22 protein-coding genes are annotated in these 26500 nt (G+C 75.3%); 16 read left to right on the plus strand and 6 right to left on the minus strand.

Going from position 1 to position 26500, the window contains the following annotated elements:
* Positions 1-83: 83 nt before the first annotated feature.
* The 5 genes from NP048_RS03320 to NP048_RS03340 all read left to right on the plus strand — a co-directional run bounded on the left by NP048_RS03320 (position 84) and on the right by NP048_RS03340 (position 7274).
* Entirely contained in the window at positions 84-368 is a 285-nt protein-coding gene (locus NP048_RS03320) for a FeoA family protein (RefSeq protein ID WP_227578069.1), read from the plus strand.
* Complete coding sequence (gene feoB, locus NP048_RS03325; protein WP_227578070.1) at positions 365-2356, plus strand: ferrous iron transporter B; 1992 nt, start codon at positions 365-367, stop codon at positions 2354-2356. Before NP048_RS03320 ends, feoB begins: the two co-directional genes overlap by 4 nt.
* On the plus strand, positions 2353-2589 hold the full coding sequence (locus NP048_RS03330; RefSeq protein WP_227578071.1) for a hypothetical protein: 237 nt from the start codon (positions 2353-2355) through the stop codon (positions 2587-2589). Before feoB ends, NP048_RS03330 begins: the two co-directional genes overlap by 4 nt.
* 79 nt (positions 2590-2668) lie before the next feature.
* The gene (locus NP048_RS03335) at positions 2669-5650 is read left to right on the plus strand and encodes an FAD-binding and (Fe-S)-binding domain-containing protein (RefSeq protein WP_227578072.1); all 2982 of its coding nucleotides are present in this window, start codon (positions 2669-2671) and stop codon (positions 5648-5650) included.
* 277 nt (positions 5651-5927) lie between these two features.
* Positions 5928-7274 (plus strand): restriction system modified-DNA reader domain-containing protein, encoded by a 1347-nt coding sequence (locus NP048_RS03340; RefSeq protein WP_227578073.1) that lies wholly within the window; start codon positions 5928-5930, stop codon positions 7272-7274.
* A gap of 21 nt (positions 7275-7295) precedes the next feature.
* On the opposite strand, the gene NP048_RS03345 is transcribed toward NP048_RS03340, so the two are convergent.
* The 5 genes from NP048_RS03345 to NP048_RS03365 all read right to left on the minus strand — a co-directional run bounded on the left by NP048_RS03345 (position 7296) and on the right by NP048_RS03365 (position 12786).
* On the minus strand, positions 7296-8294 hold the full coding sequence (locus NP048_RS03345; protein ID WP_255620337.1) for an alpha/beta hydrolase: 999 nt from the start codon (positions 8292-8294) through the stop codon (positions 7296-7298).
* Positions 8295-8303: 9 nt separating this feature from the next.
* Entirely contained in the window at positions 8304-9263 is a 960-nt protein-coding gene (locus NP048_RS03350) for a zinc-binding dehydrogenase (RefSeq protein ID WP_227578075.1), read from the minus strand.
* 75 nt (positions 9264-9338) lie between these two features.
* Positions 9339-10061: a maleylpyruvate isomerase N-terminal domain-containing protein gene (locus tag NP048_RS03355; RefSeq protein WP_227578076.1), complete on the minus strand. Its 723-nt coding sequence runs from the start codon at positions 10059-10061 to the stop codon at positions 9339-9341.
* A gap of 55 nt (positions 10062-10116) precedes the next feature.
* Complete coding sequence (gene metX / locus NP048_RS03360) at positions 10117-11427, minus strand: homoserine O-acetyltransferase MetX (protein WP_372456835.1); 1311 nt, start codon at positions 11425-11427, stop codon at positions 10117-10119.
* 39 nt (positions 11428-11466) lie between these two features.
* Entirely contained in the window at positions 11467-12786 is a 1320-nt protein-coding gene (locus tag NP048_RS03365) for a bifunctional o-acetylhomoserine/o-acetylserine sulfhydrylase (RefSeq protein ID WP_227578077.1), read from the minus strand.
* 485 nt (positions 12787-13271) lie between these two features.
* Here NP048_RS03365 and NP048_RS19300 point away from each other — a divergent pair, with 485 nt between their 5' ends.
* On the plus strand, positions 13272-14759 hold the full coding sequence (locus tag NP048_RS19300) for a C40 family peptidase (protein WP_284439720.1): 1488 nt from the start codon (positions 13272-13274) through the stop codon (positions 14757-14759).
* Positions 14760-14827: 68 nt separating this feature from the next.
* The gene (locus tag NP048_RS03375; protein WP_227578078.1) at positions 14828-15691 is read left to right on the plus strand and encodes a PHP domain-containing protein; all 864 of its coding nucleotides are present in this window, start codon (positions 14828-14830) and stop codon (positions 15689-15691) included.
* 82 nt (positions 15692-15773) lie between these two features.
* On the opposite strand, the gene NP048_RS03380 is transcribed toward NP048_RS03375, so the two are convergent.
* Positions 15774-16271, minus strand: a complete 498-nt coding sequence (locus NP048_RS03380) for an inorganic diphosphatase (RefSeq protein ID WP_227578079.1) — start codon at positions 16269-16271, stop codon at positions 15774-15776.
* A gap of 148 nt (positions 16272-16419) precedes the next feature.
* On the opposite strand from NP048_RS03380, the gene dacB reads away from it, so the two are divergent.
* From dacB to NP048_RS03425, 9 genes are all read left to right on the plus strand, one after another.
* The gene (gene dacB, locus NP048_RS03385; RefSeq protein ID WP_227578080.1) at positions 16420-17832 is read left to right on the plus strand and encodes a D-alanyl-D-alanine carboxypeptidase/D-alanyl-D-alanine endopeptidase; all 1413 of its coding nucleotides are present in this window, start codon (positions 16420-16422) and stop codon (positions 17830-17832) included.
* Between the two features lie 78 nt (positions 17833-17910).
* Positions 17911-18999 (plus strand): zinc-dependent metalloprotease, encoded by a 1089-nt coding sequence (locus NP048_RS03390; RefSeq protein ID WP_227578081.1) that lies wholly within the window; start codon positions 17911-17913, stop codon positions 18997-18999.
* 10 nt (positions 19000-19009) lie between these two features.
* Positions 19010-20080, plus strand: a complete 1071-nt coding sequence (tilS, locus tag NP048_RS03395; RefSeq protein WP_227578082.1) for a tRNA lysidine(34) synthetase TilS — start codon at positions 19010-19012, stop codon at positions 20078-20080.
* Between the two features lie 75 nt (positions 20081-20155).
* Entirely contained in the window at positions 20156-20710 is a 555-nt protein-coding gene (gene hpt, locus NP048_RS03400; protein WP_227578083.1) for a hypoxanthine phosphoribosyltransferase, read from the plus strand.
* Positions 20711-20852: 142 nt separating this feature from the next.
* A complete protein-coding gene (gene ftsH, locus NP048_RS03405) occupies positions 20853-22904 on the plus strand; it encodes an ATP-dependent zinc metalloprotease FtsH (RefSeq protein ID WP_227578084.1) in 2052 nt (683 codons plus the stop codon).
* A gap of 46 nt (positions 22905-22950) precedes the next feature.
* A complete protein-coding gene (gene folE, locus NP048_RS03410; protein ID WP_372456842.1) occupies positions 22951-23553 on the plus strand; it encodes a GTP cyclohydrolase I FolE in 603 nt (200 codons plus the stop codon).
* Positions 23554-23563: 10 nt separating this feature from the next.
* On the plus strand, positions 23564-24577 hold the full coding sequence (folP, locus tag NP048_RS03415) for a dihydropteroate synthase (protein ID WP_372456836.1): 1014 nt from the start codon (positions 23564-23566) through the stop codon (positions 24575-24577).
* A complete protein-coding gene (gene folK / locus NP048_RS03420) occupies positions 24574-26001 on the plus strand; it encodes a 2-amino-4-hydroxy-6-hydroxymethyldihydropteridine diphosphokinase (protein ID WP_227578085.1) in 1428 nt (475 codons plus the stop codon). Before folP ends, folK begins: the two co-directional genes overlap by 4 nt.
* On the plus strand, positions 25998-26492 hold the full coding sequence (locus NP048_RS03425) for a DUF3180 domain-containing protein (protein WP_227578086.1): 495 nt from the start codon (positions 25998-26000) through the stop codon (positions 26490-26492). The genes folK and NP048_RS03425 overlap by 4 nt, the downstream gene beginning before the upstream one ends.
* The last annotated feature ends 8 nt before the right edge of the window (positions 26493-26500 follow it).

The following is a 26500-nucleotide window of genomic DNA, read 5'->3' on the forward strand; positions in this document are numbered from 1 at the left end:
CGGCCCGCAGCACGAGCCACCGGCTCGTCGCCGGGGACCTCGGTCCCGTGAGGTAAGGCTTACCTTCGGTCTAGGTTTGCCACGTGGACCTGAGCAGTGTGCCGACCGGCGCCTTCGCCCGCGTGCTGAGCGTCGACCTCGACGAGGGGCCGCGCGTGCGGCTGCGGGAGCTGGGCGTGCGGCCGGGCGGCGAGCTGCGGGTCACCCAGCGGGGCGCGTTCGGCGGGCTCGTGGTGGGCGTCGGCGCGGACCGGTTCGCGGTCGACGCGAGCACCGCGGCGTCCATCCGCGTCGCCCCGGTGGTCGGCCCGGCGGCGCCCGCCGCCGGTCCGACGTCCCCGACGGGCTCGCCGGGCGGAACGCCATGAGCTGCCACGACGCACCGACGCACGGCACGCCCGCCGGCGGCGCGACGGCCACGGTCGACGCGCCGCTCGTCGTGCTCGTCGGCAACCCCAACGTCGGCAAGTCGACGCTGTTCAACGCGCTCACGGGTGGTCGGCAGCGCGTCGTCAACGCGCCGGGGACGACCGTCGAGCTGCAAGCCGGCACGTGGCGGCCCGGACCCGCCGCCGGGCACGCCGCCGGACCTGGTGCCATGCCCGCGGCGGACGCGGTCCGCCGGCTGCGGCTGGTCGACCTGCCGGGCGCGTACAGCCTGCTCGCGCGCACCCCGGACGAGCAGGTCAGCGCCCACGTCGTCGCCGGCGAGAGCGCGCTGGGGCGTCCGGACCTCGCGGTGGTCCTGGTCGAGGCCGGTGCGCTGTCGCGCTCCCTGTACCTGCTGGGCCAGGTCGCGCGGCAGGGCCTGCGGGTCGTGGTCGCGCTGACGATGCTCGACGTGGCACGCACGCGGGGCGTCGAGATCGACCCGGGCGCGCTCGCCGACCGGCTCGGCGTGCCGGTCGTGCCCGTCCACCCGCGCAGCGGGAGCGGCACCGACGACCTCGCGCGCGCCGTCGTCACGACGCTCGCCGCGGGTCCGGCGGGCGGCGTGCTGCGTCTGCCGGAGGAGCCGGGCGACGCGTCGGGCGACGACGTCGATGCCCTGTTCTCGTGGGTGGACGCCGTGGTCCGGTCGGTGGGCGGTCACCCGCCCACGGGCGTGCGGACGTGGTCGGACCGCGTCGACCGCGTCCTGCTGCACCCGCTGCTGGGCGTGCCGGTCCTGCTCGCCGTCGTGTGGGCGCTGTTCCAGCTCGCGACCGCGGCCGCCGCCCCTTTGATGGAGGCCGTTGACGGCGTCGTCACCGGCGCGCTCGCCGACGCGCTCACGTCCGCCCTCGGTGCCGTGCACGCCCCGGCCTGGCTCGAGGGCCTGCTCGTCGACGGTGTGCTCGCCGGGGTCGGCACGGTCGCGGCGTTCGTCCCGCTCATGGCGCTGATGTTCCTGGCCGTCGCCGTGCTCGAGGACTGCGGCTACCTCGCGCGCGCGGCGTTCGTCGCCGACCGCGCGATGCGGGCCATCGGCCTCGACGGGCGTGCGATGCTGCCGTTCGTCGTCGGCTTCGGCTGCAACCTGCCCGCGCTCGCCGCGACCCGCACGCTGCCGCACGCGCGCCAGCGCCTCCTGGTCGGGCTCCTCGTGCCGTGGACGTCGTGCCCCGCACGCCTGACCGTGTACGTGCTGCTGGCGTCGGTGTTCTTCCCCGAGCGGGCGGGCACCGCGATCTTCCTCATGTACGTCGCGAGCGTCGCGCTCGTCGTGCTCGGTGGCCTGCTGCTGCGCGTGACGCTGTTCCGGGACCTGCGCCGCGAGCCGCTCGTGCTGGCACTGCCGGCCTACCAGCGGCCGCGGGTGCGTGCGCTCGCGGCGTCGACGTGGGCGCGGGTGCGCTCGTTCCTCACCAAGGCCGGTCAGGTCGTCGTCGTCACGCTCACGGTCGTGTGGGTGGCGCTGGCGGTGCCGGTGGCCGGTGGGCACGCGGTGGGAGACGTGCCGGTCGCGGACTCCCTGTACGGCCGTGCCGCGCAGACGGTCGCGCCGGTCCTGGCGCCCGCCGGGTTCGGGGACTGGCACGCGTCGGCGGCGCTCGTGACGGGATTCGTCGCCAAGGAGGTCGTCGTCGGCGCGCTCGCGCAGGCGTACGCGGTCGACGAGCCCGCCGACCCGGCCGCGTCGGGCGACCTGGGGGACCGGCTGCGCGCCACGTTCGAGGTCTCGTCCGGTGGTCACGCCGCGGCGGCCGCGGCGGCGTTCATGGTCTTCGTGCTCGCCTACACGCCGTGCCTGGCGACCGTCGCGGAGCAGTGGCGCCTGTTCGGGGCGCGCTGGACGCTCGGGTGCGTGGGTGCCCAGCTGGTGGTCGCGTGGCTGCTGGCCGTGGCGGTGTTCCGGGTGGGGGTGTGGCTGTGAGCCTGCTGGCGGACGTCGTCGCGGCGGCCGGGCGCGGTGCGGGACCGGCGACGGTCGCGCGCGAGCTGGGCGTCGACGTGGGCCTCGTCGAGACGGTCCTGGACCACGCGGCGCGCGTCGGCCTCGTCCAGACGTCGTCCTCGGCACTGGGTCGCACCCCGTGCGGGACCTGCCCGCCCCGTGACGCGCGCCCGCCCGCGTGCGCCGGCTGCCCCCTGACGGGCCGGCCGTGACGTGGGTCGCCCGACGCCCCGGGGTCGAGGACGTGGGCACGTGCGCGGGTCCCGGGTGGTCGGTGGGAGACTGCCCATCGTGGCAGTGACGAGCGACACGAGCGGGACCGCCGTCCGGGACATCGCGCACGCGCTGCGCGCCGTCGTGCGCGGGAGCGTGGACGACTCCTCCCGGCGCCGGGCCGAGTACTCCACCGATGCGTCCAACTACCGCGTGGTCCCGCAGGTCGTCGTGTTCCCGCAGGACACCGACGACGTGCTCGCGGCGCTGTCCGTGGCACGCGAGACCGGGACGCCCCTGACGTCCCGGGGCGGCGGCACGTCGGTGGCGGGCAACGCGGTCGGCACGGGCATCGTCCTGGACTTCTCGCGGCACGTGAACCGGGTCCTGGACATCGACCCCGAGGCCCGCACGGCCCGCGTCGAGCCCGGCGTCATCATGTCCCACCTGCAGCGGGCGGCCGCGCCGCACGGCCTGCGGTTCGGCCCCGACCCGTCGACGCAGGCGCGCGCGACCCTCGGCGGCATGATCGGCAACAACGCGTGCGGGCCGCGTGCCGTGGCGTTCGGGCGCACGGCGGACAACGTCGTCGAGCTCGACGTCGTCGACGGCACGGGACGCCGGTTCACCGCCGGCGCCGGGGCGGGCGCGCTGGACGTCGTCCCGGGCCTGGACGCGCTGGTGCGCAGCCACCTCGACGTGGTCCGCACCGAGCTGGGCCGGTTCCGCCGCCAGGTGTCCGGGTACTCCCTCGAGCACCTGACGCCCGAGAACGGCACCGACCTGGCCAAGATGCTCGTCGGCACCGAGGGCACGCTCGTGACCCTGCTGGGCGCGACCGTGAACCTCGTGCCCGTGCCGTCGGCGCCCGTGCTCGTCGTGCTCGGCTACCCGGACATGCCCACGGCCGCCGACGCCGTCCCCGCGCTGCTCGCGCACGCCCCGCTGGCGATCGAGGGCATGGACTCGCGGCTCGTCGACGTGGTGCGCCGCGTCAAGGGCGCGGCCGCGGTCCCCGACCTGCCGCCCGGCGGTGGCTGGATGATGTGCGAGGTCGGCGGCGCGACCCTCGACGAGGCGATGGCGACGGCCCGCGCGCTCGCGGCCGACGCGGGCACCGACGCCGTCGGGATCTTCCCGCCGGGGCCGGACGCGGCCGCGATGTGGCGCATCCGCGAGGACGGCGCCGGTCTGGGCGGGCGGACCCCGTCCGGCGCGCAGGCGTGGCCGGGCTTCGAGGACTCCGCCGTGCCGCCCGAGCGGCTCGGCGCGTACCTGCGCGAGCTCGAGGCGCTCATGGCCGACCACCGCGTCGACGGCCTGGCGTACGGGCACTTCGGTGACGGCTGCGTCCACCTGCGCCTCGACATCCCCCTGACGCGGTCCGGCGACCCGCTGCGCGCCTTCATGGAGGACGCCGCCGTGCTCGTGGCGCGGCACGGCGGCTCGCTGTCGGGCGAGCACGGCGACGGACGCGCCCGCTCGGAGCTGCTGCCCGTCATGTACTCGCCGCGCACGATCGAGCTGTTCGGCGCGGTCAAGGACCTGTTCGACCCGCGCGACCTGCTGAACCCCGGCGTCCTGGTGCGCCCCCGACCGCTCGACGCGGACCTGCGGCGTCCGGCGGCCCGGCCGCTGCTCGCCGGGTCCGGCGGGTTCGCGTTCACGCACGACGACGGCGACATGACGACGGCCGTGCACCGGTGCGTGGGCGTCGGCAAGTGCCGCGCCGACAACACCGCGACCGGCGGCTTCATGTGCCCGTCGTACCTGGCGACCAACGACGAGAAGGACTCCACCCGGGGCCGCGCGCGCGTGCTGCAGGAGATGGCGAACGGCACGCTCGTGTCCCGCGGCTGGTCCTCGCCCGAGGTGCACGAGGTCCTCGACCTGTGCCTGAGCTGCAAGGCGTGCTCGTCGGACTGCCCCGCGGGCGTCGACATGGCGCAGTACAAGGCCGAGGTGCTGCACCGCACCTACAAGGGCCGGCTGCGGCCGGTCAACCACTACGCCCTGGGCTGGTTGCCGCGCTGGGCCCGGCTCGTCACGGGGGTGCCGGGGCTCGCGTCGCTCGCGAACGCGGTGCTCGGCGTGCGCCCGATCGCGAAGGCCGTCCTGGCGCTCGGCGGGATGGACACCCGTCGTCGCATGGTGAGCTTCGCGCCCGTGCCGTTCCGCGCGTGGGCACGGCAGGCGGGACGGCGGTCCGGCGACGTCCGCGTCGTCGGCCGTCGGGACGCCGCGACCGTGACGCTGCCCGCCGACGCGGTCGACGAGGCGGGGATGCCCGACGACGCCGGCGCCCCCGCACCCCGCCCGCCCGTGCTGCTGTGGACCGACTCGTTCAGCGACACGCTGGCCCCGTCGGTGGCGCACGCGGCCGTCGCGGTGCTGCGCGACGCGGGCTACGAGGTGCTGGTGCCCGACCACGACGCCTGCTGCGGCCTGACCTGGATCAGCACGGGCCAGCTCGACGGCGCCCGCCACCAGCTCGAGCACCTGCTGGAGGTCCTCGGACCGTTCGCGGTCAACGGCATCCCGATCGTCGGGCTGGAGCCGTCGTGCACGGCCGTGCTGCGCAGCGACCTCGTCGACCTGCTGCCGGACGACCCGCGGGCCGTCGCGGTGCAGCGTGAGACGCGCACGCTCGCGGAGCTGCTGACCGCGCCGGCACCCGTGGGCCCGGGCGAGCGCTGGCAGGTCCCCGACCTGTCCGACGTCACGGCCGTCGTCCAGCCGCACTGCCACCACTACTCCGTCATGACGTGGACGGCCGACCGTCGCCTGCTCACCGACGCGGGGGCGACGTTCTCCGCGCTCGCGGGCTGCTGCGGCCTGGCGGGCAACTTCGGCATGGAGAAGGGCCACTACGAGGTGTCGGTGGCCGTCGCGGAGAACGCGCTGCTGCCTGCGCTGCGCGCCGCGGCCCCGGGTGACGTGTACCTGGCGGACGGCTACTCCTGCCGGACGCAGGCCGAGCAGCTCGCGGACGTGCGGGGTGTGCACCTCGCCGAGCTCCTGGCCTCCCGCCTCCCGGGCCGGACGGCGTCCACCCCCTGACACGACCGGCCGCCGAACTCGTCCTTCGGCGGCGACCGGAGCTCCAGAAGCCGCCGAAAGGTGAGTTCGGCGGGTGGGGTGGGGTGGGTGTCGTCCGACCGTGGGGGGATCTTCTGGACAGGGGACCAGGACGTGGGACGGACTGTCCGTCCTCCGTTTGACGGGCTGACCCGGCCGCCCGAGATGTGGGACAGTGTCCAGGCGGTGTCACACGCCGCGCCTGCGGCGTGTCACCGTCACGACCGCCCCGCTTGTGCAAGGAAGGCCCGGACGCGACATGCCGATCTTCGAGCTCGACGACGGGCGCCCTCGCCTCGTCCAGCCGATGCAGCCGCTCGCGGGTTCGTTCGCGCAGGAGGTCACGGCCCTGGTCACGCACCACCTCGCGGCGATCGCAGGCGAGCCGCTGTTCGTCGTGCGCGCACGCGGCTCGTCCGACCGCGCCGAGCTGCCCGAGCTGCTGGCCCTCGACGCGGCCGGGCGCCCCGTCGTGGTCGCCGTCGCGCAGGTGCTGGACGACGACGCGATCGTCGCGGCGCTGCGCCACGGGGGTGCGGCGGCCCGCATGACGACCGCCGACCTGGCCCGCGCCTACCACGTGGACCCCAGCCGGTTCGCCGTCGACTTCGCGGCGTTCCGTGAGCACGTGCCGTTCGGCGCCGCCGCGGGGCGCGGGCGCACGGGCGTGCGGCTCCTGCTGCTGTGCTCCGAGGTGGCCGCCGAGGCCACGGACACCCTGGGGTTCCTGCGCGGCGGCGAGCACCAGGTCGACGTCATGCAGGTCGGTGTCGTCCGCGGTGACGAGCGGCGCCTGCTCGAGGTCTCCCCGCTGGCCCTGCACGAGGGGGTGCGCCGCACGGTCGAGCCGACCGCGCTGCGCCTGGTGCGCTCGAGCGAAGCGTTCGCGACCGCGATGGCGTACGAGCCGGACCGCACCGGGCTGCCGTCGGGGCGCGGCAAGTCGTTGCCGACCGGTGAGCTGCGCGCCGTGACCCCGCCGGAGCGCACCGAGCCGCCCGCCCCCACGCCCATCGGGCGGCGCGGGAGCGTGACCGAGCCGACGCCCCTGCCGTTCCGCACGGCCGGCCCCACGGCGCAGCCGCCGGAACCCCCGGCGGACGCGCCGCGCCACGGTGGCCCCGGCCGGCCCGACGTCACCGAGTGGCCGCGGGACGCGTCTGTCCTGCCGTCCGCGTCGATGCTCGAGGGGCCGCCGACGCTGACGCCCGTCGCCGGGCTGCGCGCGGCGGTCGTCGACGGCGCCGGTGTGCGCCCGGCCGACGTGGACGCGCCGACCCCGCCGCGCGGTCAGCCCGTGGGGGAGCGCTCCGACCACGACGTCACACAGCCACAGCGTCCCGACTGGCCGTACCCCGAGCTCGCGATGCTCGCCAAGCGGCGCCGTGCCGTGACGACGCTCGTGTGGGTGCGCGAGCGCCGCGGTCAGCGGTTCTCCGCCCTGCTGCGCTCCGACGGGATGATCGAGCTGCCCGACGGGCGCGTCGTGGCCGACCCGGACGTCGCGGCGGCGACGGTGTCCGGCGTCGAGGGCGTCGACGGGTGGCGGGCGTGGCGGCTGGGCGACGGCGGCCCGACGCTCTCGGAGGCCACCGGCGCGCTGTGACCCGCCGGGGCGACCTGCGGCTCAGCTCCAGCCGTACGCGACGAGCCAGCGCGTGAGCTCGGCGTAGAACCGGTCACGGGCCGGGCGCGCCGACAGCGTCAGGTCGTGCATCGCCCCCTCGATGCGCACGGTCGTCACGAGCGGCCCGAGCTGCACGGTGCGCCGGGCGATGGCCTCGGTGTCCAGCACGATGTCGGCCGAGCCCATCTCCTCGCTCCACCGCGGGCTCATGAGGCTGCGGTCGGACAGCGCGGTGAAGATCGGCACGTCGATCCCCAGGCCGCGGGCGACGGTGGCGTGTCCCGTGAAGACGGCGCGCAGCCAGCCGGCGCGCACCGGGAACGACGGCGTGGGCCGCCAGCGCTCGTCGACCTTCCACTCCCCGCCCGCCGCGATGGTCCGCGCGTAGTAGCCGGGGTCGATGTTGGGCAGGGCGGCCTTGGGGTTGAACCGCGCGAGCCGCGTGATCGCCGGACCCGACAGGTGCCGCATGAGCGAGGACCCCTGCAGCTCGAGCCACGGGGAGTTGAGCACCAGGCCGTGCACGACCCCGGGGTGCCGCGCGACCCACAGGCTCAGCACGAGCCCGCCCGTCGAGTGGCCCATGAGCATGACGCGCGCGACGGACCCGAGCTCGGAGCGGATCACCTCGAGCGCCTGACCGATCTCCTCGTCGTAGGTGCGCAGGTCGTCGATGTAGCCCGGGGTCTGGTGCGGCCGCAGCGAGCGACCGTACTTGCGCAGGTCGAGCGCGTAGAACGCGGCGCCCTGGGACTGCCAGAACCGTGCGAGCGGCGTCTGGAAGAAGTAGTCGGACCAGCCGTGGATGTAGAGCACGGCCCGCGCGGGGCGGACGGCCGGGTCCGGCGTGCTGCGCACGAGCGTCGCGGTGACCTCGCCCTCGTCGTCGTCGGCGAGGTCCAGGCGCCGGGCCTCGAACCCGTCGCCGAGCGCGTCGGGCGACCAGTCGGTCGTCAGGGCCGCACCGTCCCACGGCGGGGCGTCCGGGGGCGCGGGCAGCACGACGCCTCAGACCTCGACGACGATCTTGCCGACGTGCGCGCCGGACGCGAGGCGCGCCAGCCCGTCCGCGGCTCGTGCGAGCGGGTACGTCGAGTCGACGAGCGGCCGGACGCCCGTGCGCGCGAGGAACGCCAGGACCTGTCCGAGCTCGTCCCGCGTGCCCATGGTCGCGCCGACGATGCTGATCTCCTGGAAGAACACCTTGGTCAGCGACGCCGGCTCCGGGTCGCCCGAGGTCAGGCCCGCGACGACGATCCGTCCGCCCGGGCGCACGGATCGCACCGAGTGCTCCCACGTCGCCCGCCCGACCGTCTCCAGCACCACGTCGACCCGGCCCACGCGAGTGCCCGGCTCGACCGCCTGCGCCGCGCCCAGCCCCAGGGCGCGGAACCGCTTGGCGGGGTCCCGGCCGGTGACGACCATCTCGAGCCCCGCGGCGGACCCGAGCTGCACGGCGGCGACGGCGACGCCACCGCCCGCGCCCTGCACGAGCACGCGCTGCCCGGGCTGGGCCGCACCGGAGCGGAACAGCATGCGGTACGCCGTGAGGTACGCGGTGGGGACGCACGCGGCCTCGGCGAACGTCAGCTCCGTGGGCTTGTCGACGAGGTTCCACGCCGGGACGGCGACGCGCTCCGCGAGCGTGCCGGGGTAGCGCTCGGACAGCAGCGTGCGCGGCTCGTCGGCCGGGACGCCGCGCCCGTCGGGGCCGCCGACGACCGCGTGCACGACCACCTCGCGCCCGTCCGCGGCGACACCGGCCGCGTCGGTGCCCAGCACCATGGGCAGCCGCTCGCTGCGCAGGCCGATGCCGCGCAGCGACCACAGGTCGTGGTGGTTGAGCGACGCGGCGCGCACGTCGACGGTCGCCCACCCGTCCGGCGGGGCAGCCTCGGGTACGTCGCCGACCTCGAGCCCTCGCAGCGGGTCGTCGGGGTGGAAGGACACGACGCGCGCGGAGAGCATGCCTCACGCTAGCCCGCCGTGCGGGCCGTGACGACAGGAGACCGCGCTGGTCAGGCCGTGTCGGGCACCGGCGCCTCAGAGGAGCGGGAGCATGCGCCCCAGGTCCGGCACGGCGTCCGACGTGTAGCGCGCCTGCAGCGCGAGGGCGAGCTCGTCGACGTCGTACGGGGCGCGGCCCGCGGCCAGACGCAGCCACCGGCGCGCGTCCACGACCTCGAGGTCCCAGCCGCCGCGTGCCCGGACGATCGCGAGCAGCTCGTCGGCGACGAGCTCGAGCGCGGCCGGGTCGACGGGGTCGGGGACGGCGTCGGCGCTGCGGGCGCGGCGCACCGAGCGGTACAGGTCGTCGCCGTGGACGACGAGCTCGAGGACCCGGGACAGCGTCATGGTCGACAGCCGCACGGGGCCGCGTCGTGCCTGGACGACCGGGTCGTGCGCGCCGAGGGCGTCCAGCGTCGCGAACGCGGCGCGGGCCGACGCCGTCACGTAGCCGACGGGGTCGGCCGCGTGCTCGGCGGCGAGCTGCCGCGTCGTCTCGGCGATGTCGGCGGCCCGGTGCGGGTACGAGCCGAGGTACTCCGCGAGCGTGAGCGGCACGGTGCCGGCCGGCAGCGGCGTGCACACGGCGAGGGCGTCCATCGCGCGGCCCAGGTGGGCCCACAGCTCGACGATGGTCCAGCCCTCGAGCACCGACTCCGCGCGGCCCAGACGTGGGTCCGCCATGAGGCCGACCCAGTCGTGCAGGCGGTCCCACTGGGTCCGCAGGGCGGCGGCGGCAGTCATGACGTCCACGGGCATGCGCCCATGGTGCCGCTTTCCGCGCGGCGGCGCGCCCGCGTCTGCCCTGCGGAGGTCAGCGCGGGCGGACCTCCTCGCGCAGGAAGTCCGCGACGTGCCGACCGACCTGGTCCTCCTCGATGAGGAAGCCGTCGTGCCCGAAGTCGGAGTGCACGTACCGCACGGCCCGTGCCCCGGGGATCGCGCTGACGACCCGCTCGGACTGCTCGGGCGTGAACAGCCTGTCGCTGTCGACCGCGATGACCAGCGCACGGGCCGTCACCTGTGCGAGCGCCGCCTCGACGCCGCCGCGGTCACGACCCAGGTCGTGCGTGATCATCGTCCGCGTGAGCGTGACGTAGCTGTTGGCGTCGAAGCGCCGGGCGAGCTTGTCGCCGTGGTGGTCGAGGTACGACTGCACCGCGAACCGCCCGCCCTCCAGCGGGTCCTCGGCGCCCTGCGGGATGCGCCCGAACCGGGTGTCGAGCTCGACCGCCGAGCGGTACGTCTGGTGGGCGATCTGCCGGGCGATGCCCAGGCCCACGTGCGGCCCCTCGCCGTCCGGGACGTCGTAGTAGTCGCCGTCGCGGTAGCGGGGGTCGGCGACGACCGCGGCGAGCTGCGTGTGGAAACCCGCGATCTGGTCGCCCGACGTCTGCGCGCACGTCGCGATCGCCGCGATCGCGTCGACCCGGTCGGGTGCCGTGGCGGCCCACTCCAGGACGCGGTGACCACCCATGGACGCGCCGATGACCAGCGCCCACGAGTCGATGCCCAGCAGGTCGGCGAGGCGCACCTCGGCAGCGACCTGGTCGCGCACGGTCAGCAGCGGGAACCGGCTGCCCCACGGCTGCCCGTCGGGCGCGGTCGACGCCGGGCCCGTGGAGCCCTGGCACCCGCCGAGCACGTTGGGCGCGACGACGAACCAGCGGTCGGTGTCGATCGGGGCACCCGGGCCCACCATCGACTGCCACCAGCCCGGGGTCGGGTGCCCGGGTCCCGCGTCGCCGGTGACGTGCGAGTCGCCCGTCAGGGCGTGCAGCATGAGGACCGCGTTGCTGCCGTCCTCGTCGAGCTCGCCCCACGTCTCGTAGGCGAGCCGGACCTGGGGCAGGCGGCCGCCCGACTCGAGCTTGAGCGGCCCGAGGTCGGCGAACTGCCGGCGGCCGGGGTCGGAGCCGTCGCGCCACGCCGCGCTGGCGGGCATGGGCGGCCGCTCCGGCAGCGGGCGGCGGCTGCCGAGCGTCGCGCCGCGGCGTGCGCGCCGCCCGACGAGCGGGTCCGGGACCGCGAGGCCGCCCGACCCCGCACCGTCCTGCGCGCCGGGCATCGCACGCCGCGGCGGCGTGCGGTCCGGTGCGTCGGTGCGGGGGTCGGGCTGCGTCATCGGGCCGATGCCTTCCGTCGGTGCTCGGGGAGCAGGGTCTCAGGCGTCCTTGGCGGCGCGGAAGCCGGCGTCCAGGTCGGCCAGGATGTCATCGATGTGCTCGATGCCCACAGCCAGGCGCACGAGCCCCGGCGTGACGCCCGACTGCAGCTGCTGCTCGGGCGTGAGCTGGCTGTGCGTCGTCGACGCCGGGTGGATGACCAGGGAGCGCACGTCGCCGATGTTGGCGACGTTCGAGTGCAGCTCGAGCGCCGACACGAAGGCCTGCCCGGCCGCCGCACCCCCGTCGAGCTCGAAGGCCAGGACGGCGCCGGCGCCGCGCGGTGCGTACTTGAGCTGGTTGGCGTGCCACGGGCTGGACTCGAGCCCCGCGTAGTGGACCTTGCGGACCTCGTCGCGCGACTCGAGCCACTGCGCGACCTTCTGGGCGTTCTCGACGTGCCGCTCGACGCGCAGCGACAGGGTCTCGATGCCCTGCGCGATGAGGAACGCGTTGAAGGGGCTGATGGCCGCGCCGAGGTCGCGCAGCAGCTGCACGCGCGCCTTGAGGATGTAGGACAGGTTCACGCCGAACGCGCCACCGACGCCGAGGTCCCGCGCGAAGACCAGGCCGTTGTACGACGGGTCGGGCGTGTTGAAGTTGGCGAACCGCTCGGGGTGCTGCGCGTAGTCGAACGTGCCGCCGTCGACGACGACGCCGCCGATCGCGGAGCCGTGCCCGCCGAGGTACTTGGTCGCCGAGTGCACGACCACGTCGGCACCCCACTGCAGCGGGTTGATCAGGTACGGGGTCGCGACGGTGTTGTCGACGACGAGCGGGACGCCGTGCTCGTGCGCGACGCCCGCGACCAGCTCGATGTCGAGGACGTCGGCCTGCGGGTTGGGGATCGTCTCGGCGAAGAAGACCTTGGTGTTGGGGCGGATCGCGTCGCGCCACGCCTGCGCGTCGTGCGGGTCGGTGACGAACGTCGTCTCGACGCCCAGCTTGGGCAGCGAGTGCTTGAGCAGGTTGTAGGTGCCGCCGTACAGGCTGGGGGAGGCGACGACGTGGTCGCCCGCCTCGGCGACGTTGAGGATCGCGAAGGTCGAGGCCGCCTGCCCGGACGCGAGCAGCAGCGCGCCGACGCCGCCCTCGAGGTTGGCGATGCGGTTCTCCACGACCTCGGTGGTCGGGTTGCCGATGCGCGTGTAGATCGGCCCGAGCTCCTTGAGCGCGAACCGGTCGGCGGCCTGCTCGGCGGAGTCGAAGACGAAGGACGTCGTCTGGTAGATCGGCAGGGCGCGCGCCCCCGTGGTGGCGTCGGCGCTCTGGCCCGCGTGGATCTGGCGGGTCTCGAAGCTCCAGCTCTCGTTGCTCATGGTGTGCTCCTCACCGGCGCTGCCGGTCGGTCGGGGTGGGGGACTCGTCCCGAGGAGCGCGCCGTCGACGCCCGCCCGCGGGGGGTCAGGGGGATGCGCACGTGCCGTGCCCTGGCCTGCCGCGGTGCCGACATCCCTCGACGTGGGGGGCGGGAGCTGCTCGCGGGCAGGGGAGAACGTGCGCTGGTCAGCGACACATTCGACGGGTCATGGCAGGAGACTACGACGCGCGTCCCACTCCTCAACACGCCCGTCTCAGCATTCAAGACGCGCTCGTCTCGTCGGCACGCTCGGCACAGGGGTCGACGGCGCTCGGCAGGAGGAGCAGCGGGTGCGTGACGCACGGCCTCGACCGCGCTGCACCCCGGTTCACCCGATCGGCCGAGGAGGTCTGTCCGGGTTGCTCCCGAACCACAACGATGTGACTTCTGGGACGGGTGTGACAGGTGTTCTCTTGTGGGAAACCCACAGGTAGCGTGCCCAGGGTGCGTGACGCAGGCGTGACACCCGAGCCCGGACCGACCCCCTCGGCAGGGCGCGACGCGGCGTGCGCTCGTGCCGCGCGTCGACCCCTCGCGCGGCGGGTCCCGCGCGGCCTGGCGGTGCTGCCGGTCGGGCTGCTGACCCTCGGGCTGGTCGTGACCCCGGCCGCCGCGGCGCCGTCGACGGACGAGGTGCGCGACGCCCGCGCGGCCGTCGGACGCGCCCAGCAGTCGGTCGCCCAGATGGAGGTCCGGCTCGCCCAGCTCGCCACCTCCGCCGAGTCGGCCGAGATCGCCGTCCAGAGCGCCGCCGAGTCGTACACCCAGGCCGTCGTCGACGCCGACGCCGCACGCACCCGCGCCCGCGACGCCGCCGGGCGCTCCGCCGAGGCCGCCGAGCAGGCCGAGGAGGCCCGACGCAAGCTCGTGACGTTCGCCCGCCAGCTCGCCCGCACCGGCGGGGCGAGCGACGTGCTGCAGGCCGCGCTGTCCGCCGACGGGTTCCAGGACGTCGCCCGCCGGACCACGGCCCTCAACCAGGCGACCGGCAAGGCCGACGAGGCCGTGCAGGAGTACCAGGCGACGCTGCTCGTCGCCAGCACCATGGAGCGCCGCTCCGCCGTCGCCGCGCAGGCCGCGGGTGACGCCGCCGCCGCCGCGCAGGACGCGCTCGACGCGGCCGAGCGCACCCGGTCCGACGCCGACGCGTCCCTCGCTGCCGGCCAGGCCGAGCGCGACGGGCTGATCGCCGCGCTCGCAGCCGCGCGGCAGACGAGCGCCGAGGTCGAGCGGGCCCGGCAGGACGCCGTCGACGCCCAGCGTCGCGCACGGGTCGAGGCCGCAGCCCAGGCCGACCGGACGCAGCCGCCCGCCGCGGCGACGCCCGGCGGGGCACCCGCACCGAGCCAGGGCGGCGGGGGGGCTGCTCCCGCCCCCGCCCCCGCGCCGGGCGGTGGCTCCGCACCTGCTCCTGCTCCCGCTCCTGCCCCTGCGCCGGCTCCTGCCCCCGCACCGGCCCCCGCACCCGCACCGGCACCTGCACCGGCCCCCGCTCCGGCTCCTGCGCCCGCTCCCGCCCCGTCCAACGGCTACGGACTCGGCACCGGCACGTCGCGCGGATCCGCCGCCTCGGGTGCGGCCGCAGCCGCCTGGGCGCAGTCGAAGGTCGGCCTGCCGTACGTCTACGGCGGATCGGGTCCCAGCGGCTACGACTGCTCGGGCCTCACCAGCCAGGCCTGGCGTGCCGCCGGCGTGACCATCAACCGCACGTCGCGCGACCAGTACAAGCAGGTCCTCAAGATCAGCTACGACCAGCTTCGCCCCGGGGACCTGGTGTTCTGGGGTGAGAACGCCAACGACCCGAACAGCATCTACCACGTGGCGATGTGGATCGGGAACGGTCAGATCATGGAGGCGTCGAAGCCCGGCGTGCCCCTGCGGGTCACGTCGATGCGCTGGTCGAGCACCATGCCGTTCGCCGGGCGGCCCTGACCTCTCCCCCGGCGGCACGGGCCGCCGGAGCATGCCCGGTGGGAGGCCTGTCGGGCACGATGCGGGGCATGACGCTGCCGGCTGACAGCCACGTGCACAGCGAGTGGTCCTGGGACACAGGAGGACCTCGGTCGCACGCTGCCGGGCGGATGCGGGCGACGTGCGAGCAGGCCGTGAGGATCGGGCTGGCGGCGATCTACTTCACCGAGCACCTGGACCTCCCTGACACGTGGCACGCGGAGCCCCAGGACCTGATGCCCCATCAGCAGGACCTGCTGAACGATGCCGGCCGTGTCGAGTTCGCACCCTTCGACGCGGCGGGCTACCTGGAGGCCGTCGACCGGATGCGACACGAGTTCCCCGAGCTTCGCATCCACACGGGTGTCGAGCTCGGGCAACCCCATCTCTGGGGCGACCGAGCGGCGGGGATCGTCGACCTGGACCTCGTCGACCGGGTTCTGGGCTCGCTGCACCTGCTCGACCTCGGCGACGGCCTGGCAGAGCCTCACACGTTGTTCCGCACGCACGACCCGGCCGAGGTCATGAACGCCTACCTCGAGCAGGTGCCCGCCATGGTCGAGGGGTCCGAGGCCTTCGAGGTCGTCACCCACATCGACTACGCGGTCCGCCTGTGGCCCGTCGCCACCGCAGGGCCGTTCGACCCGCGCGTGTTCGAGGACGGGTTCCGTGCGGCGCTGCGGTCGATCGCCGAGGGTGGTCGTGCGCTCGAGATGAACACGCGACGCCTCGGGTCGTGGATCCCGCAGTGGTGGGCCGACTCGGGTGGGAAGGCGGTGACCTTCGGCAGCGACGCCCACACGCCGGAGGCCGTCGCGTCGGGCTTTCCCGAGGCCGCGGCGATGCTCGAGCACGTCGGCTTCCGCCCCGGGAGCACGCCTGAGGAGCCCTGGGTTCGTTCCCCTGCGATCTAGCTCCCGTGCGATCCAGCAGCTGCCGTCACCGGCCGCGACGAACGGCCGTGCCGATCACGGGTCGCACACCGGTGCGGCAGCGTCAGTGGTGGTAGTACCCCGAGTCGATCGCACGCTGGCGCGAGCGCTCGATCTCCGCCTCCGCCTCGGCGCGGCCGGTCCAGTGCGCGCCCTCGACGGACTTGCCGGGCTCGAGGTCCTTGTAGACCTCGAAGAAGTGCTGGATCTCCAGGCGGTGGAAGTCGGACACGTCGTCGATGTCCTGGCGCCACGCGGCGCGCTGGTCGCCCGTCGGGACGCACAGCACCTTGTCGTCACCACCGGCCTCGTCGCGCATGCGGAACATGCCGAGCGCGCGGCAGCGGATCAGGCACCCGGGGAACGTCGGCTCCTCCAGGAGGACCAGCGCGTCCAGCGGGTCGCCGTCCTCGCCCAGCGTGCCCTCGATGAACCCGTAGTCGTCCGGGTAGCGCGTCGAGGTGAAGAGCATCCGGTCGAGGCGGATGCGCCCCGTGGCGTGGTCCACCTCGTACTTGTTGCGCTGTCCCTTGGGGATCTCGATCGTGACGTCGAACTCCACTGTGCTTTCCTCCACGCGTCCCCGCCCGTCGGCGGTGGGGGTCGATCGGCCGGTGGGCGCGTCGTCGTCCCCGGGCGCCGCTGTGACGGACAGTAGTCTGACGCACCGATGCGGCGGTACCGGCCGCGGGACCACGAGGCGGGTGACGATGACCACAGCGGCACGGGTGGCGGGTGTCGGGACGCTCGTCGTGGTGCTCGCAGCGGGCGGTTACGCGACGGCCGACGCCTACGACGTCGTGCCCGGGATCGTCACGCTCGCGCCGCCGGTCGCCGACCCCCTGCCCTTCCCGACGGCACCCGGTGCCGTCGAGCCGACCGCCGTGCCGCGCGCCCTGGGGGACCTGGACGCGCAGGTCCCGCTGCCCGCGGCGGGCCAGGTGCAGGCGCTGGTCGACGCGCTCGCGGTCGACCCGCGGCTCGGTCCGAGCGTGGGCGTGACCGTCGTGGACCAGCTGACCGGCGAGGTGCTGGCGGCCCACGCCGCGGACGCCGGGCTCGTGCCGGCCTCCACCGCGAAGGTCCTCACGGGCGTGGCCGCGCTGACGGCGCTGGACCCCGACGCGACGCTCGCGACGCGCGTCGTGCGCGTGGACGAGGGCACGATCGCGATCGTCGGCGGCGGGGACATGATGCTCGCGGCGGGCGCCGGCGACCCCGGCTCGACGCTCGGGCGGGCCGGCCTGGCGGACCTCGCGGCCCGCACCGCCGCGGCGCTCGCGCTGCAGGGCGTGACCAGCGTGCGCCTCGTCGTGGACGACTCGCTGTTCACCGGTCCCGCCGTCAGCCCCGCGTGGCACCCCGCCAACGTGGGCGAGGGGTTCGTCGCACCGGTCACGGCGCTCGCGGTCGACGTCGGCCGGCTGCGCGAGGGCGAGTACGCGCCGCGGTCGGCCGACCCGTCGATCCAGGCCGCGAAGATCTTCGCCAAGCGCCTGGCCGAGGCGGGGGTGAGCGTGCAGGGCGACCCGGCGCGCGTGCCGTCGGCCGGCGACGGCGCGGAGCTCGCGCGTGTCGAGTCCGCCCCGGTCGTGGACGTCGTGCACTACTTCCTCGAGACGTCAGACAACTCCATCACCGAGGTCGTGTCGCGCCTCGTCGCGCTCGACGCCGGCCTGCCACCCAGCTTCGAGGGCGGCACGCAGGCGGTCCTGCGCCAGGTCGCCACGCTCGGCGTCGACGTGACGGGTGCGCGGCTCGCCGACGCCTCGGGCCTGGGTGCGGGCTCGTCGCTGTCGCCGGCCCTGCTGGCCGAGATCGTCCGGCTGACGACCGACCCCGCCCACCCCGTCCTGCGCGACGTCGCCGTCGGGATGCCGGTGGCGGGCCTGACGGGGACCCTGTCGGACCGGTACACGAAGTCCGACGCCCGGGGGCTGGTGCGCGCCAAGACCGGGTCGCTGCCGCGCGTCACGTCGCTCGCCGGCACGGTGCTGGACGCCCAGCGCCGACAGCTCGTGTTCGCCGTCATGGCCGACCAGACGCCCGAGGGCGGGCAGTGGGCGCCGCGGCAGGCCATCGACGGGTTCGTCGCCGCGCTGGCGGCCTGCGGCTGCCGCTGACGCCACGCGAGGACCCGTGACGTCCTCGACGTCCGCCCTCGCCCCGCACCGGGGCGTCGCGCGGGTTACCGTGTGCCGGTGCAGCCCACCGCCCCCGGACCCGTCGACTGGCGCGCTGCCGCGCGACTGGCGGGCCGCGTCGCCGCCCCCGGCCCCGTCGCCGACCGTGCCACCCTCGTCGAGCTCGTCACCGACCTGCGCGCGGTGGCCGCCGTCGCGGCCCGGCACGTGGTCGACGCGACGGGCCTGACACCCGCCGACGGCCGTGAGCCCGCGGCGATCTCCCGCGTCCTCGTCGTCGACCGGCCGCGCTGGGCCGCCGCGAACGCCGAGATGTTCGCGCAGATGGCCGCGCCGCTGGCGACCCGCCGCGACGGCACCCCCGTCGAGGTGCCCGACGCCGCCCGGCTGGCCGCCGCGGCGCAGGTCGGGGGCGTCCTCGCGCTGCTGTCCGGCAAGGTCATCGGGCAGTACGACCCGTTCACGGCGGAGCCCGGGCAGCCCGGACGGCTCCTGCTGGTCGCGCCCAACGTGCTGGCCACGCAGCGCCAGCTCGGCGTCGACGGGCACGACTTCCGGCTGTGGGTGGCGCTGCACGAGCAGACGCACGCCCTGCAGTTCGCTGCCTCCCCCTGGCTCGCCGACCACCTGCGCACGCGGTCCGCCGAGCTGCTGTCCGACCTCGCGGACCTCGCACCCAACGGCGAGCACGAGGCCGTCGGCCTGCCCCGGCTCGACGACGTCCTGGGCGCGGTCGTGCGCGCCGTCACGTACGGCGACGGCGGCGTGCTGTCGCTGCTGACCCCGCGGCAGCGTGAGGTGTTCGACGAGGTGGGCGCGATCATGGCCCTGCTCGAGGGGCACGCCGACGTCATGATGGACGAGGTGGGTCCCGCGGTCGTGCCGACGGTCCGGTCGATCCGCCGCGCGTTCGAGCGGCGACGCGACGACGCCGCGAAGGCGAAGGGCCTGGAGGGGCTCGTGCGCCGCGTGCTCGGCATGGACCTCAAGCTCGCGCAGTACCGCGACGGCGCGACGTTCGTGCGGGCCGTGCGGGGCCGCGTCGGGCTCGACGGGCTGAACGCGGTGTGGAGCGGCCCCGGGACGCTGCCGAGCGCCGCGGAGATCAGCGACCCCGAGGCGTGGGTCCGCCGCGTCCACGGATGACCCTCCACGGATGACCGGGCCGGCGCCTGCCGTCGCGGCCATGCGCGTGGCCGTGCGCCGCGCGCTCGGCGACCTCGGCCCGGGTGCGACGGTGCTCGTGGCGTGCTCCGGCGGTGCGGACTCCCTTGCGCTCGCGGCCGCCCTCGCCTGGGAGGCGCGGGCGGGCGGTCCGTGGCGGGCGGGCGCCGTGGTCGTCGACCACGGCCTGCACCCCGCGTCGCGCGACGTCGCGGACGCCGCCGCCGCCACGTGCCGCACGCTCGGCCTCGACCCCGTGCGCGTCGTGCGGGTCGACGTCGGGACGGCCGGCGGACCCGAGGCCGCCGCACGGACCGCCCGCTACGCCGCGCTCGACGCGGTCGCCGACGACCTCGACGCCGACGCGGTGCTCCTGGGCCACACGCTCGACGACCAGGCCGAGACGGTGCTCCTGGCGCTCGCCCGCGGGTCGGGGGAGCGCGCGCTGGCCGGGATGCGTCCCGTGCGCGGGCGCCTGCGCCGTCCCCTGCTGGCGCTCCGGCGCGCGGACACCGAGGCCGCGTGCGCGGCGCAAGGGCTGGTGCCGTGGCACGACCCGGGCAACGGCCGCGACCCGGCGACCACGGGGCTGCCCGCAGGTGCCGTGGCCCGCGAAGACCTGCCGCTGCGCTCCCGCGTGCGCAGCGAGGTGCTGCCGGTGCTCGAGGAGGTCCTCGGGCCGGGTGTCGCGCAGGCCCTGGCGCGGACGGCGGACGCGCTCGCGGACGCGACCGACGCGGTGGACTCGGCAGCCGCCGAGGTCCTCGCGGCGGCGGTCCGCGACGCCCCCGCGGGCGAGCGCGCGGGTGACGTGGTCCTCGACGTCGGGCCGCTCGCCGAGGCCCCCCCTGCGGTCCGGCGTCGCGCCCTGCACGACGCCGCGGTCCGCGCCGGCTGCCCGCCGGGCGGGCTCGCGCGCGTGCAGGTGCTGGCCGTGGAGGCACTGGTCACCGCATGGCGGGGGCAGGGTCCCGTCCACCTGCCCGGTGGCCGGGTCGCGTCACGCGCGTGTGGCAGGCTCTACCTCGGCCTGCCGTTCGCGGCGGCCGACGAGGACGGGTGACGCGAACCCACCTGGGGACCGCGGGCCGGTGGCCCGACGAGCACGACGAACCAGCACGACGACCGGGAGTGAGCGGTGGACGCGGCGGACATGGGTGACGACCTCGAGCGGGTCCTGCTGACCGAGGAGCAGCTCCACGCGCGCCTCGACGAGATGGCGGCGCAGATCGACGCCGACTACGCAGGTGAGCCGCTGCTGCTCGTCGGCGTCCTCAAGGGCGCCGTCATGGTGATGGCGGACCTCGCGCGCCGGCTGCGCGGCAACGTCTCGATGGACTGGATGGCCGTCTCGTCCTACGGGTCGGGCACCAAGTCGTCGGGCGTCGTGCGGATCCTCAAGGACCTCGACACGGACCTCACGGGCCGCCACGTCCTCATCGTGGAGGACATCATCGACTCGGGGCTGACGCTGTCGTGGCTGCTGTCGAACCTGCGCTCGCGCGGGCCGGCGACGGTCGAGATCGCCACGATGCTGCGCAAGCCGGAGGCCGCCAAGGTCGAGGTGCCCGTGCGGTACGTCGGCTTCGACATCCCGACGGAGTTCGTCGTGGGGTACGGCCTGGACTACGCCGAGCGCTACCGCAACCTGCCGTTCGTCGGGACGCTCGCGCCGCACGTCTACCAGTCCTGACGCAGGGGCGCCCGGTCCCCGGGCGCCTCGGCCAGGCCCCTGTGCCCTGGGCGAACACCACCGGGCGTGCACGGGTCCAGCGTGTACTTTCAGGGACAGTGTCCCGTCGAGCGGAGGATGAGGGGCCACGCCCCGATCGCCCATGAACTTCAAGCGTCTCTTCCGCGGCCCCTTCATCTGGGTCGCCCTCGCCGTCGCCCTGACGTTGACGGCCTTCGGCATGCTCCAGATGCCCACCGTGCAGCAGATCGACACGTCCGTCGGACTCGAGCTGCTCGAGGAGGGCAAGGTCGAGCAGGCCCTCGTCACCGAGGGGACGCAGCGCGTCGACCTCACGCTGAGCGAGGCCTACGACCCCGACCCGGACGAGAAGGGCGACCTGGGCAAGCAGGTCTACTTCTTCTACGTCACGCCCCAGGGCCCGCAGGTGGTCGACGCGATCACGGCGGCGGACCCGCCCGAGGGCTTCACCTCGAAGGTCCCGCAGCCGACGTGGTGGGGAAGCCTGCTGACGCTCGTGCTGCCGTTCATCATCATCCTGGGCCTGTTCTGGTTCCTGATGTCGAACATGCAGGGCGGCGGCTCGAAGGTCATGAGCTTCGGCAAGTCCAAGGCGAAGCTCGTGAGCAAGGAGTCGCCCAAGGTCACGTTCGCGGACGTGGCGGGCGTCGACGAGGCCGTCGAGGAGCTGCAGGAGATCAAGGAGTTCCTCGCCGAGCCGGCCAAGTTCCAGGCCGTCGGCGCCAAGATCCCCAAGGGCGTGCTGCTGTACGGCCCGCCCGGGACCGGCAAGACGCTGCTCGCCCGCGCCGTCGCGGGTGAGGCGGGAGTCCCGTTCTACTCGATCTCCGGCTCGGACTTCGTCGAGATGTTCGTCGGCGTCGGCGCGAGCCGCGTGCGCGACCTGTTCCAGCAGGCCAAGGAGAACAGCCCGGCGATCATCTTCGTCGACGAGATCGACGCGGTCGGCCGGCACCGCGGCGCCGGCCTGGGCGGCGGGCACGACGAGCGCGAGCAGACGCTCAACCAGATGCTCGTCGAGATGGACGGCTTCGACGTCAAGACGAACGTCATCCTCATCGCGGCGACCAACCGCCCCGACATCCTCGACCCCGCGCTCCTGCGCCCGGGCCGCTTCGACCGCCAGGTCGCGGTCGAGCCGCCGGACCTCAAGGGGCGCGAGCGGATCCTCGCCGTGCACTCGCAGGGCAAGCCGATGGCGCCGGGCGTCGACCTCGCGGTCGTCGCGCGCCGGACCCCGGGCTTCAGCGGCGCCGACCTGGCGAACGTCCTGAACGAGGCGGCGCTGCTCACCGCGCGCCGCGGTGCGCAGGTCATCGACGACGAGGCGCTGGACGAGGCGATCGACCGCGTCATCGCCGGCCCGCAGAAGCGCACGCGCGTCATGAACGTCAAGGAGCTCAAGATCACGGCGTACCACGAGGGCGGTCACGCCCTGGTGGCAGCCGCCATGCGGTACACCGACCCGGTGACGAAGGTGACGATCCTGCCGCGCGGGCGCGCCCTGGGCTACACGATGGTCATGCCGATGGAGGACAAGTACTCCACGACGCGCAACGAGCTGCTCGACCAGCTCGCGTACGCCATGGGCGGCCGCGTCGCCGAGGAGCTCGTGTTCCACGACCCCACCACCGGCGCGAGCAACGACATCGAGAAGGCCACGTCGACGGCCCGCAAGATGGTCACGCAGTACGGCATGAGCGCGCGGATCGGCGCGATCAAGCTGGGCCAGGAGTCGAGCGAGATGTTCCTCGGGCGCGACGTCGGCCACCAGCGCGACTACTCGGAGGACGTGGCGGCGTCCATCGACGTCGAGGTGCGCGCGCTCATCGAGCGCGCCCACGACGAGGCGCGCGACGTGCTCGTCGAGTACCGCGACGTCCTCGACGCGCTGGTGCTCGAGCTGCTGGAGAAGGAGACGCTGAACCAGGAGCAGCTCGCCCAGATCTTCGCCCCGGTCGTCAAGCGGCCGCCGCGCGACGTGTGGCTGTCCGGCGACGAGCGTGCGGTCTCGGACCGCGGCCCGGTCCTGACCCCGGCCGAGAAGGCGGCGCTGAACGGTCACCCGGTCATCCCGCAGGACGAGGCCGCGGCGGCGCACCCGGAGCACCCGGCCGGTGCGGTCGTCGAGCTCCCGCCGCAGGACACGCCGGACATGGACGGGCCGCACTGACGTGACGGACGCGACCAGCCCCGACCCGGTCGGTGCGCCCTCCACGATCTCCGCGACCCGCGGCCACAGCGGGCGTGCCGTGGGCCCGTACGACGAGGAGCGCGCGGCGCGTGCGGTGCGCGAGCTGCTGCTGGCGGTCGGGGAGGACCCCGAGCGCGAGGGGCTGCGGGAGACCCCGGCACGCGTCGCGCGGGCCTACCGCGAGATCTTCGCGGGGCTGGCGATGGACGCCCGCGACGTGCTCACGACCACCTTCGACCTCGGGCACGAGGAGATGGTGCTGGTGCGTGACATCGAGGTGTACTCCACGTGCGAGCACCACCTCGTGCCGTTCCACGGCGTCGCGCACGTCGGCTACATCCCGGGCGCGGACGGCCGCATCACGGGGCTGTCCAAGCTCGCGCGGCTGGTCGACGTGTACGCGCGTCGCCCGCAGGTGCAGGAGCGGCTGACGGCCCAGGTCGCCGACGCGCTCGTCGAGGTCCTCAACCCCAGGGGCGTGCTGGTCGTCGTGGAGTGCGAGCACCTGTGCATGTCGATGCGCGGCGTGCGCAAGCCGGGCTCGCGGACCGTGACGTCCGCGGTGCGCGGGCAGATGCGTGACGTGGCGACCCGGGCCGAGGCCATGAGCCTGGTCACGGGGCGCTGACGGGACCGACATGGACGAGCGGGTGAGCGCACGGGGTGCGGGCCGGATCGGGTCCCGGCTCGCGGCGCTCCCCGTCGCGGTGCGCGCACCTGCGCGCACGCTGGTCATGGGCGTCGTCAACGTCACGCCGGACTCGTTCTCCGACGGTGGGCGCTGGTTCGACGCCGCGGGTGCCGTCGAGCGGGGCCTGAGCCTGCTGGACGAGGGCGCGGACCTCCTCGACGTGGGTGGTGAGTCGACCCGGCCCGGCGCGGCGCGCGTCCCCGTCGAGGAGGAGCTGGCCCGCGTGCTGCCGGTGGTGGAGCAGCTCGTCGCGCACGGCGCGGTCGTCAGCGTCGACACCACGCGCGCGGTGGTCGCAGCACAGGCCGTGGACCGTGGTGCCGTCCTCGTCAACGACGTCTCGGGCGGCTTGGCGGACCCCGACATGGCCTCCGTCGTGGCGCGCACGGGTGCCGCGTACGTCGCCATGCACTGGCGCGGGCACGCCGACGTCATGGACGCGCACGACGCGTACGACGACGTGGTGGCCGAGGTGCGCCGCGAGCTCGCGCAGCGGGTCGCCGTGCTGCGGGGTGCGGGGGTGCGCGACGAGCAGGTGGTGCTGGACCCGGGCCTCGGCTTCGCCAAGACCGGGGAGAGCAACTGGCCGCTGCTGGCGCACCTGCCGGAGCTCGTCGCGGACGGCTACCCCGTGCTCGTGGGCGCGAGCCGGAAGCGGTTCCTCGGGCACCTGATGGCAGGCCCCGACGGGACGCCCGCGCCGCCGGCCGCGCGCGACGACGCGACGGCGGCGGTGACGGCGCTGGCCGCGGCCGCGGGGGTGTGGGCCGTGCGCGTCCACGAGGTGCGGGCGTCGGTCGCGGCGGTCCGGGTCGCCGCCCGGTGGCGGGACGCGCAGCAGGACGTAGCCGGTCGCGCGACGGCGGGCCGCGCGACCGCGGAACAGACGACAGGACCCACGACGCAGGACGCGACGACTCGGCACGCGACGACGGGTGCCGCACGGGAAGGAGCACGGTGAACGCGCAGGACGACGTGCACGACGACAGCGGGCGCCGGCTGGACCAGATCCGGCTCACGGGCGTCCGCGCCACGGGCTACCACGGGGTGTTCGAGCACGAGCGGCGCGAGGGGCAGACGTTCGTCGCCGACGTCGTGGTGCACATGGACACCCGGCGCGCGGCGGCCGGCGACGACCTGGCGCACACGGTCGACTACGGCACTGCGGCACAGCTCGTCGCCGCCGTGCTGGCGGGTGAGGCCGTGGACCTCGTGGAGACCGTCGCAGAGCGGATCGCGGCCACCGTGCTGGCCCTGCCGCACGTGCAGGCGGTGGACGTGTCCGTGCACAAGCCGCACGCGCCCATCACGGTGCCCTTCGACGACGTCGTCGTGTCGATCCGGCGTGACCGCACCAAGCTGCCCGCTGCCGAGCCGTACCGCCCCGCGACGGGCCCGCTGCGCCGACCCGTCGAGGCCGGGCTGCGTCCGCGCACCGCTCCGCTGCCGCTCACGTCGGACCCCGCGGCCGCCGCACCGGCACCTGCCGCGCCGCCCGCACCGGCGGCCGCGCCCGTGCCGCCGACACCACCGGCCCCGCCTCTCCCGCCCTTCGCGGCACCCGCGCAGCCCGTGACGGGTCCGCCGTCGCCCCCGCTCGGGGCGCCGTCCGCCCCGGTGCCGGACGCGTCGCGCCTCGGTCACGACCAGGGCCCCGACGGCGGCGCCGTCGTCGTCGGGCCTGCGCCCACCGGCGCGGTGCCCACCGGGGTCATGCCCGCGGTGAGCGCGGCCCCGGACCCGGCCCGGACCGAGCTCATGGCGCCGATCACCGACGTCGAGGAGGGCGAGCTGGTGCTCGACGCGCTCGACCAGCCCCCGGCGGAGCCGGTCCGAGCGGTCCTCGCCCTGGGCGCGAACCTCGGCCCCGCGCAGGAGACTCTCCGCCAGGCCGTGGCCGACATCGCCGCGACCCCCGGCATCGAGGTGGTGGCCGTCTCGCCCCTGGCCCGCACCGCCGCCGTCGGGCCCGAGCAGCCCGACTACCTCAACGCCGTCGTCCTGACGCGCACGACGCTGGCGCCGCGGGACCTGCTGCGGGCCGTCCACGCCGTCGAGCAGCGGCACGGACGCGAGCGGCTCGAGCACTGGGGGCCGCGCACCCTCGACGTCGACATCGTGGTGTACGGCGCCACGCAGGCCGTCACGGACGACCTCGAGCTGCCGCACCCCCGGGCGCACGAGCGCGCCTTCGTGCTGCAGCCCTGGGCGCAGGTGGACCCCGAGGCGTTCCTGCCGGGCCTGGGCGGCGGACCCGTCGCGCAGCTGGCGGCCACGGCACCCGACCGTGACGGCGTGCGTTGGATGGCCCTGGACTGGCTGACGGCCCCGGTGCCCGCGGCCAACGCGGAGCCGGACGGCGTGGGGGAGGCGCACCTGCCGTGAGCGCGACCCGCGTGCGCACGCTCGTCCTGGTCGCGGTCGGCGTCGCCGCCGTCACCTGGTGGGTGATGCAGATGATCGTCGGGCGGGGTGCTGCCACGCCGCCCGACGTCCCGGGCCTCGTCGTCCTCGTCGAGCTGGTGATCGGCGGCGTCGTGCTCTCCATGGGCTGGGCGGTGCGCCAGTACCAGCGCGGCAAGCGGCCGACGCTGGACCCCGTGCGCGCCGCGCGGACGGCCGTCCTGGCGAAGGCCTCGTGCTACACGGGCGCGCTGCTCACCGGGTGGTACGGCGGGCAGGCGCTCTCGCTGCTGACGGACGCCGACGTGCCGGGCAACCTGTCGCGCGCGGGCGCGGCAGGGCTCGCGGTGCTCGGCGCGGTCGCCCTGACGGTCGTCGGGCTCGTCGTCGAGCACTGGTGCCGGATCCCCCCGCCCGACGCGGAGGAGCCCAGGATGGCCCGCGGCGCCGACCTCGACCCGACCGCCGGCTGACACCACGC

Source organism: Cellulomonas xiejunii (assembly GCF_024508315.1).
Classification (GTDB): Bacteria; Actinomycetota; Actinomycetes; order Actinomycetales; family Cellulomonadaceae; genus Cellulomonas; species Cellulomonas xiejunii.

Coding starts and splice junctions, on each gene's coding strand:
- NP048_RS03375 (WP_227578078.1), top strand. CDS start 14,828: ATGACGCTGCCGGCTGACAGCCACGTGCACAGCGAGTGGTCCTGGGAC.
- NP048_RS03340 (WP_227578073.1), top strand. CDS start 5,928: ATGCCGATCTTCGAGCTCGACGACGGGCGCCCTCGCCTCGTCCAGCCG.
- dacB (WP_227578080.1), top strand. CDS start 16,420: ATGACCACAGCGGCACGGGTGGCGGGTGTCGGGACGCTCGTCGTGGTG.
- metX (WP_372456835.1), bottom strand. CDS start 11,427: ATGACGCAGCCCGACCCCCGCACCGACGCACCGGACCGCACGCCGCCG.
- NP048_RS03355 (WP_227578076.1), bottom strand. CDS start 10,061: ATGCCCGTGGACGTCATGACTGCCGCCGCCGCCCTGCGGACCCAGTGG.
- NP048_RS03365 (WP_227578077.1), bottom strand. CDS start 12,786: ATGAGCAACGAGAGCTGGAGCTTCGAGACCCGCCAGATCCACGCGGGC.
- NP048_RS03350 (WP_227578075.1), bottom strand. CDS start 9,263: ATGCTCTCCGCGCGCGTCGTGTCCTTCCACCCCGACGACCCGCTGCGA.
- tilS (WP_227578082.1), top strand. CDS start 19,010: ATGACCGGGCCGGCGCCTGCCGTCGCGGCCATGCGCGTGGCCGTGCGC.
- feoB (WP_227578070.1), top strand. CDS start 365: ATGAGCTGCCACGACGCACCGACGCACGGCACGCCCGCCGGCGGCGCG.
- ftsH (WP_227578084.1), top strand. CDS start 20,853: ATGAACTTCAAGCGTCTCTTCCGCGGCCCCTTCATCTGGGTCGCCCTC.
- folP (WP_372456836.1), top strand. CDS start 23,564: ATGGACGAGCGGGTGAGCGCACGGGGTGCGGGCCGGATCGGGTCCCGG.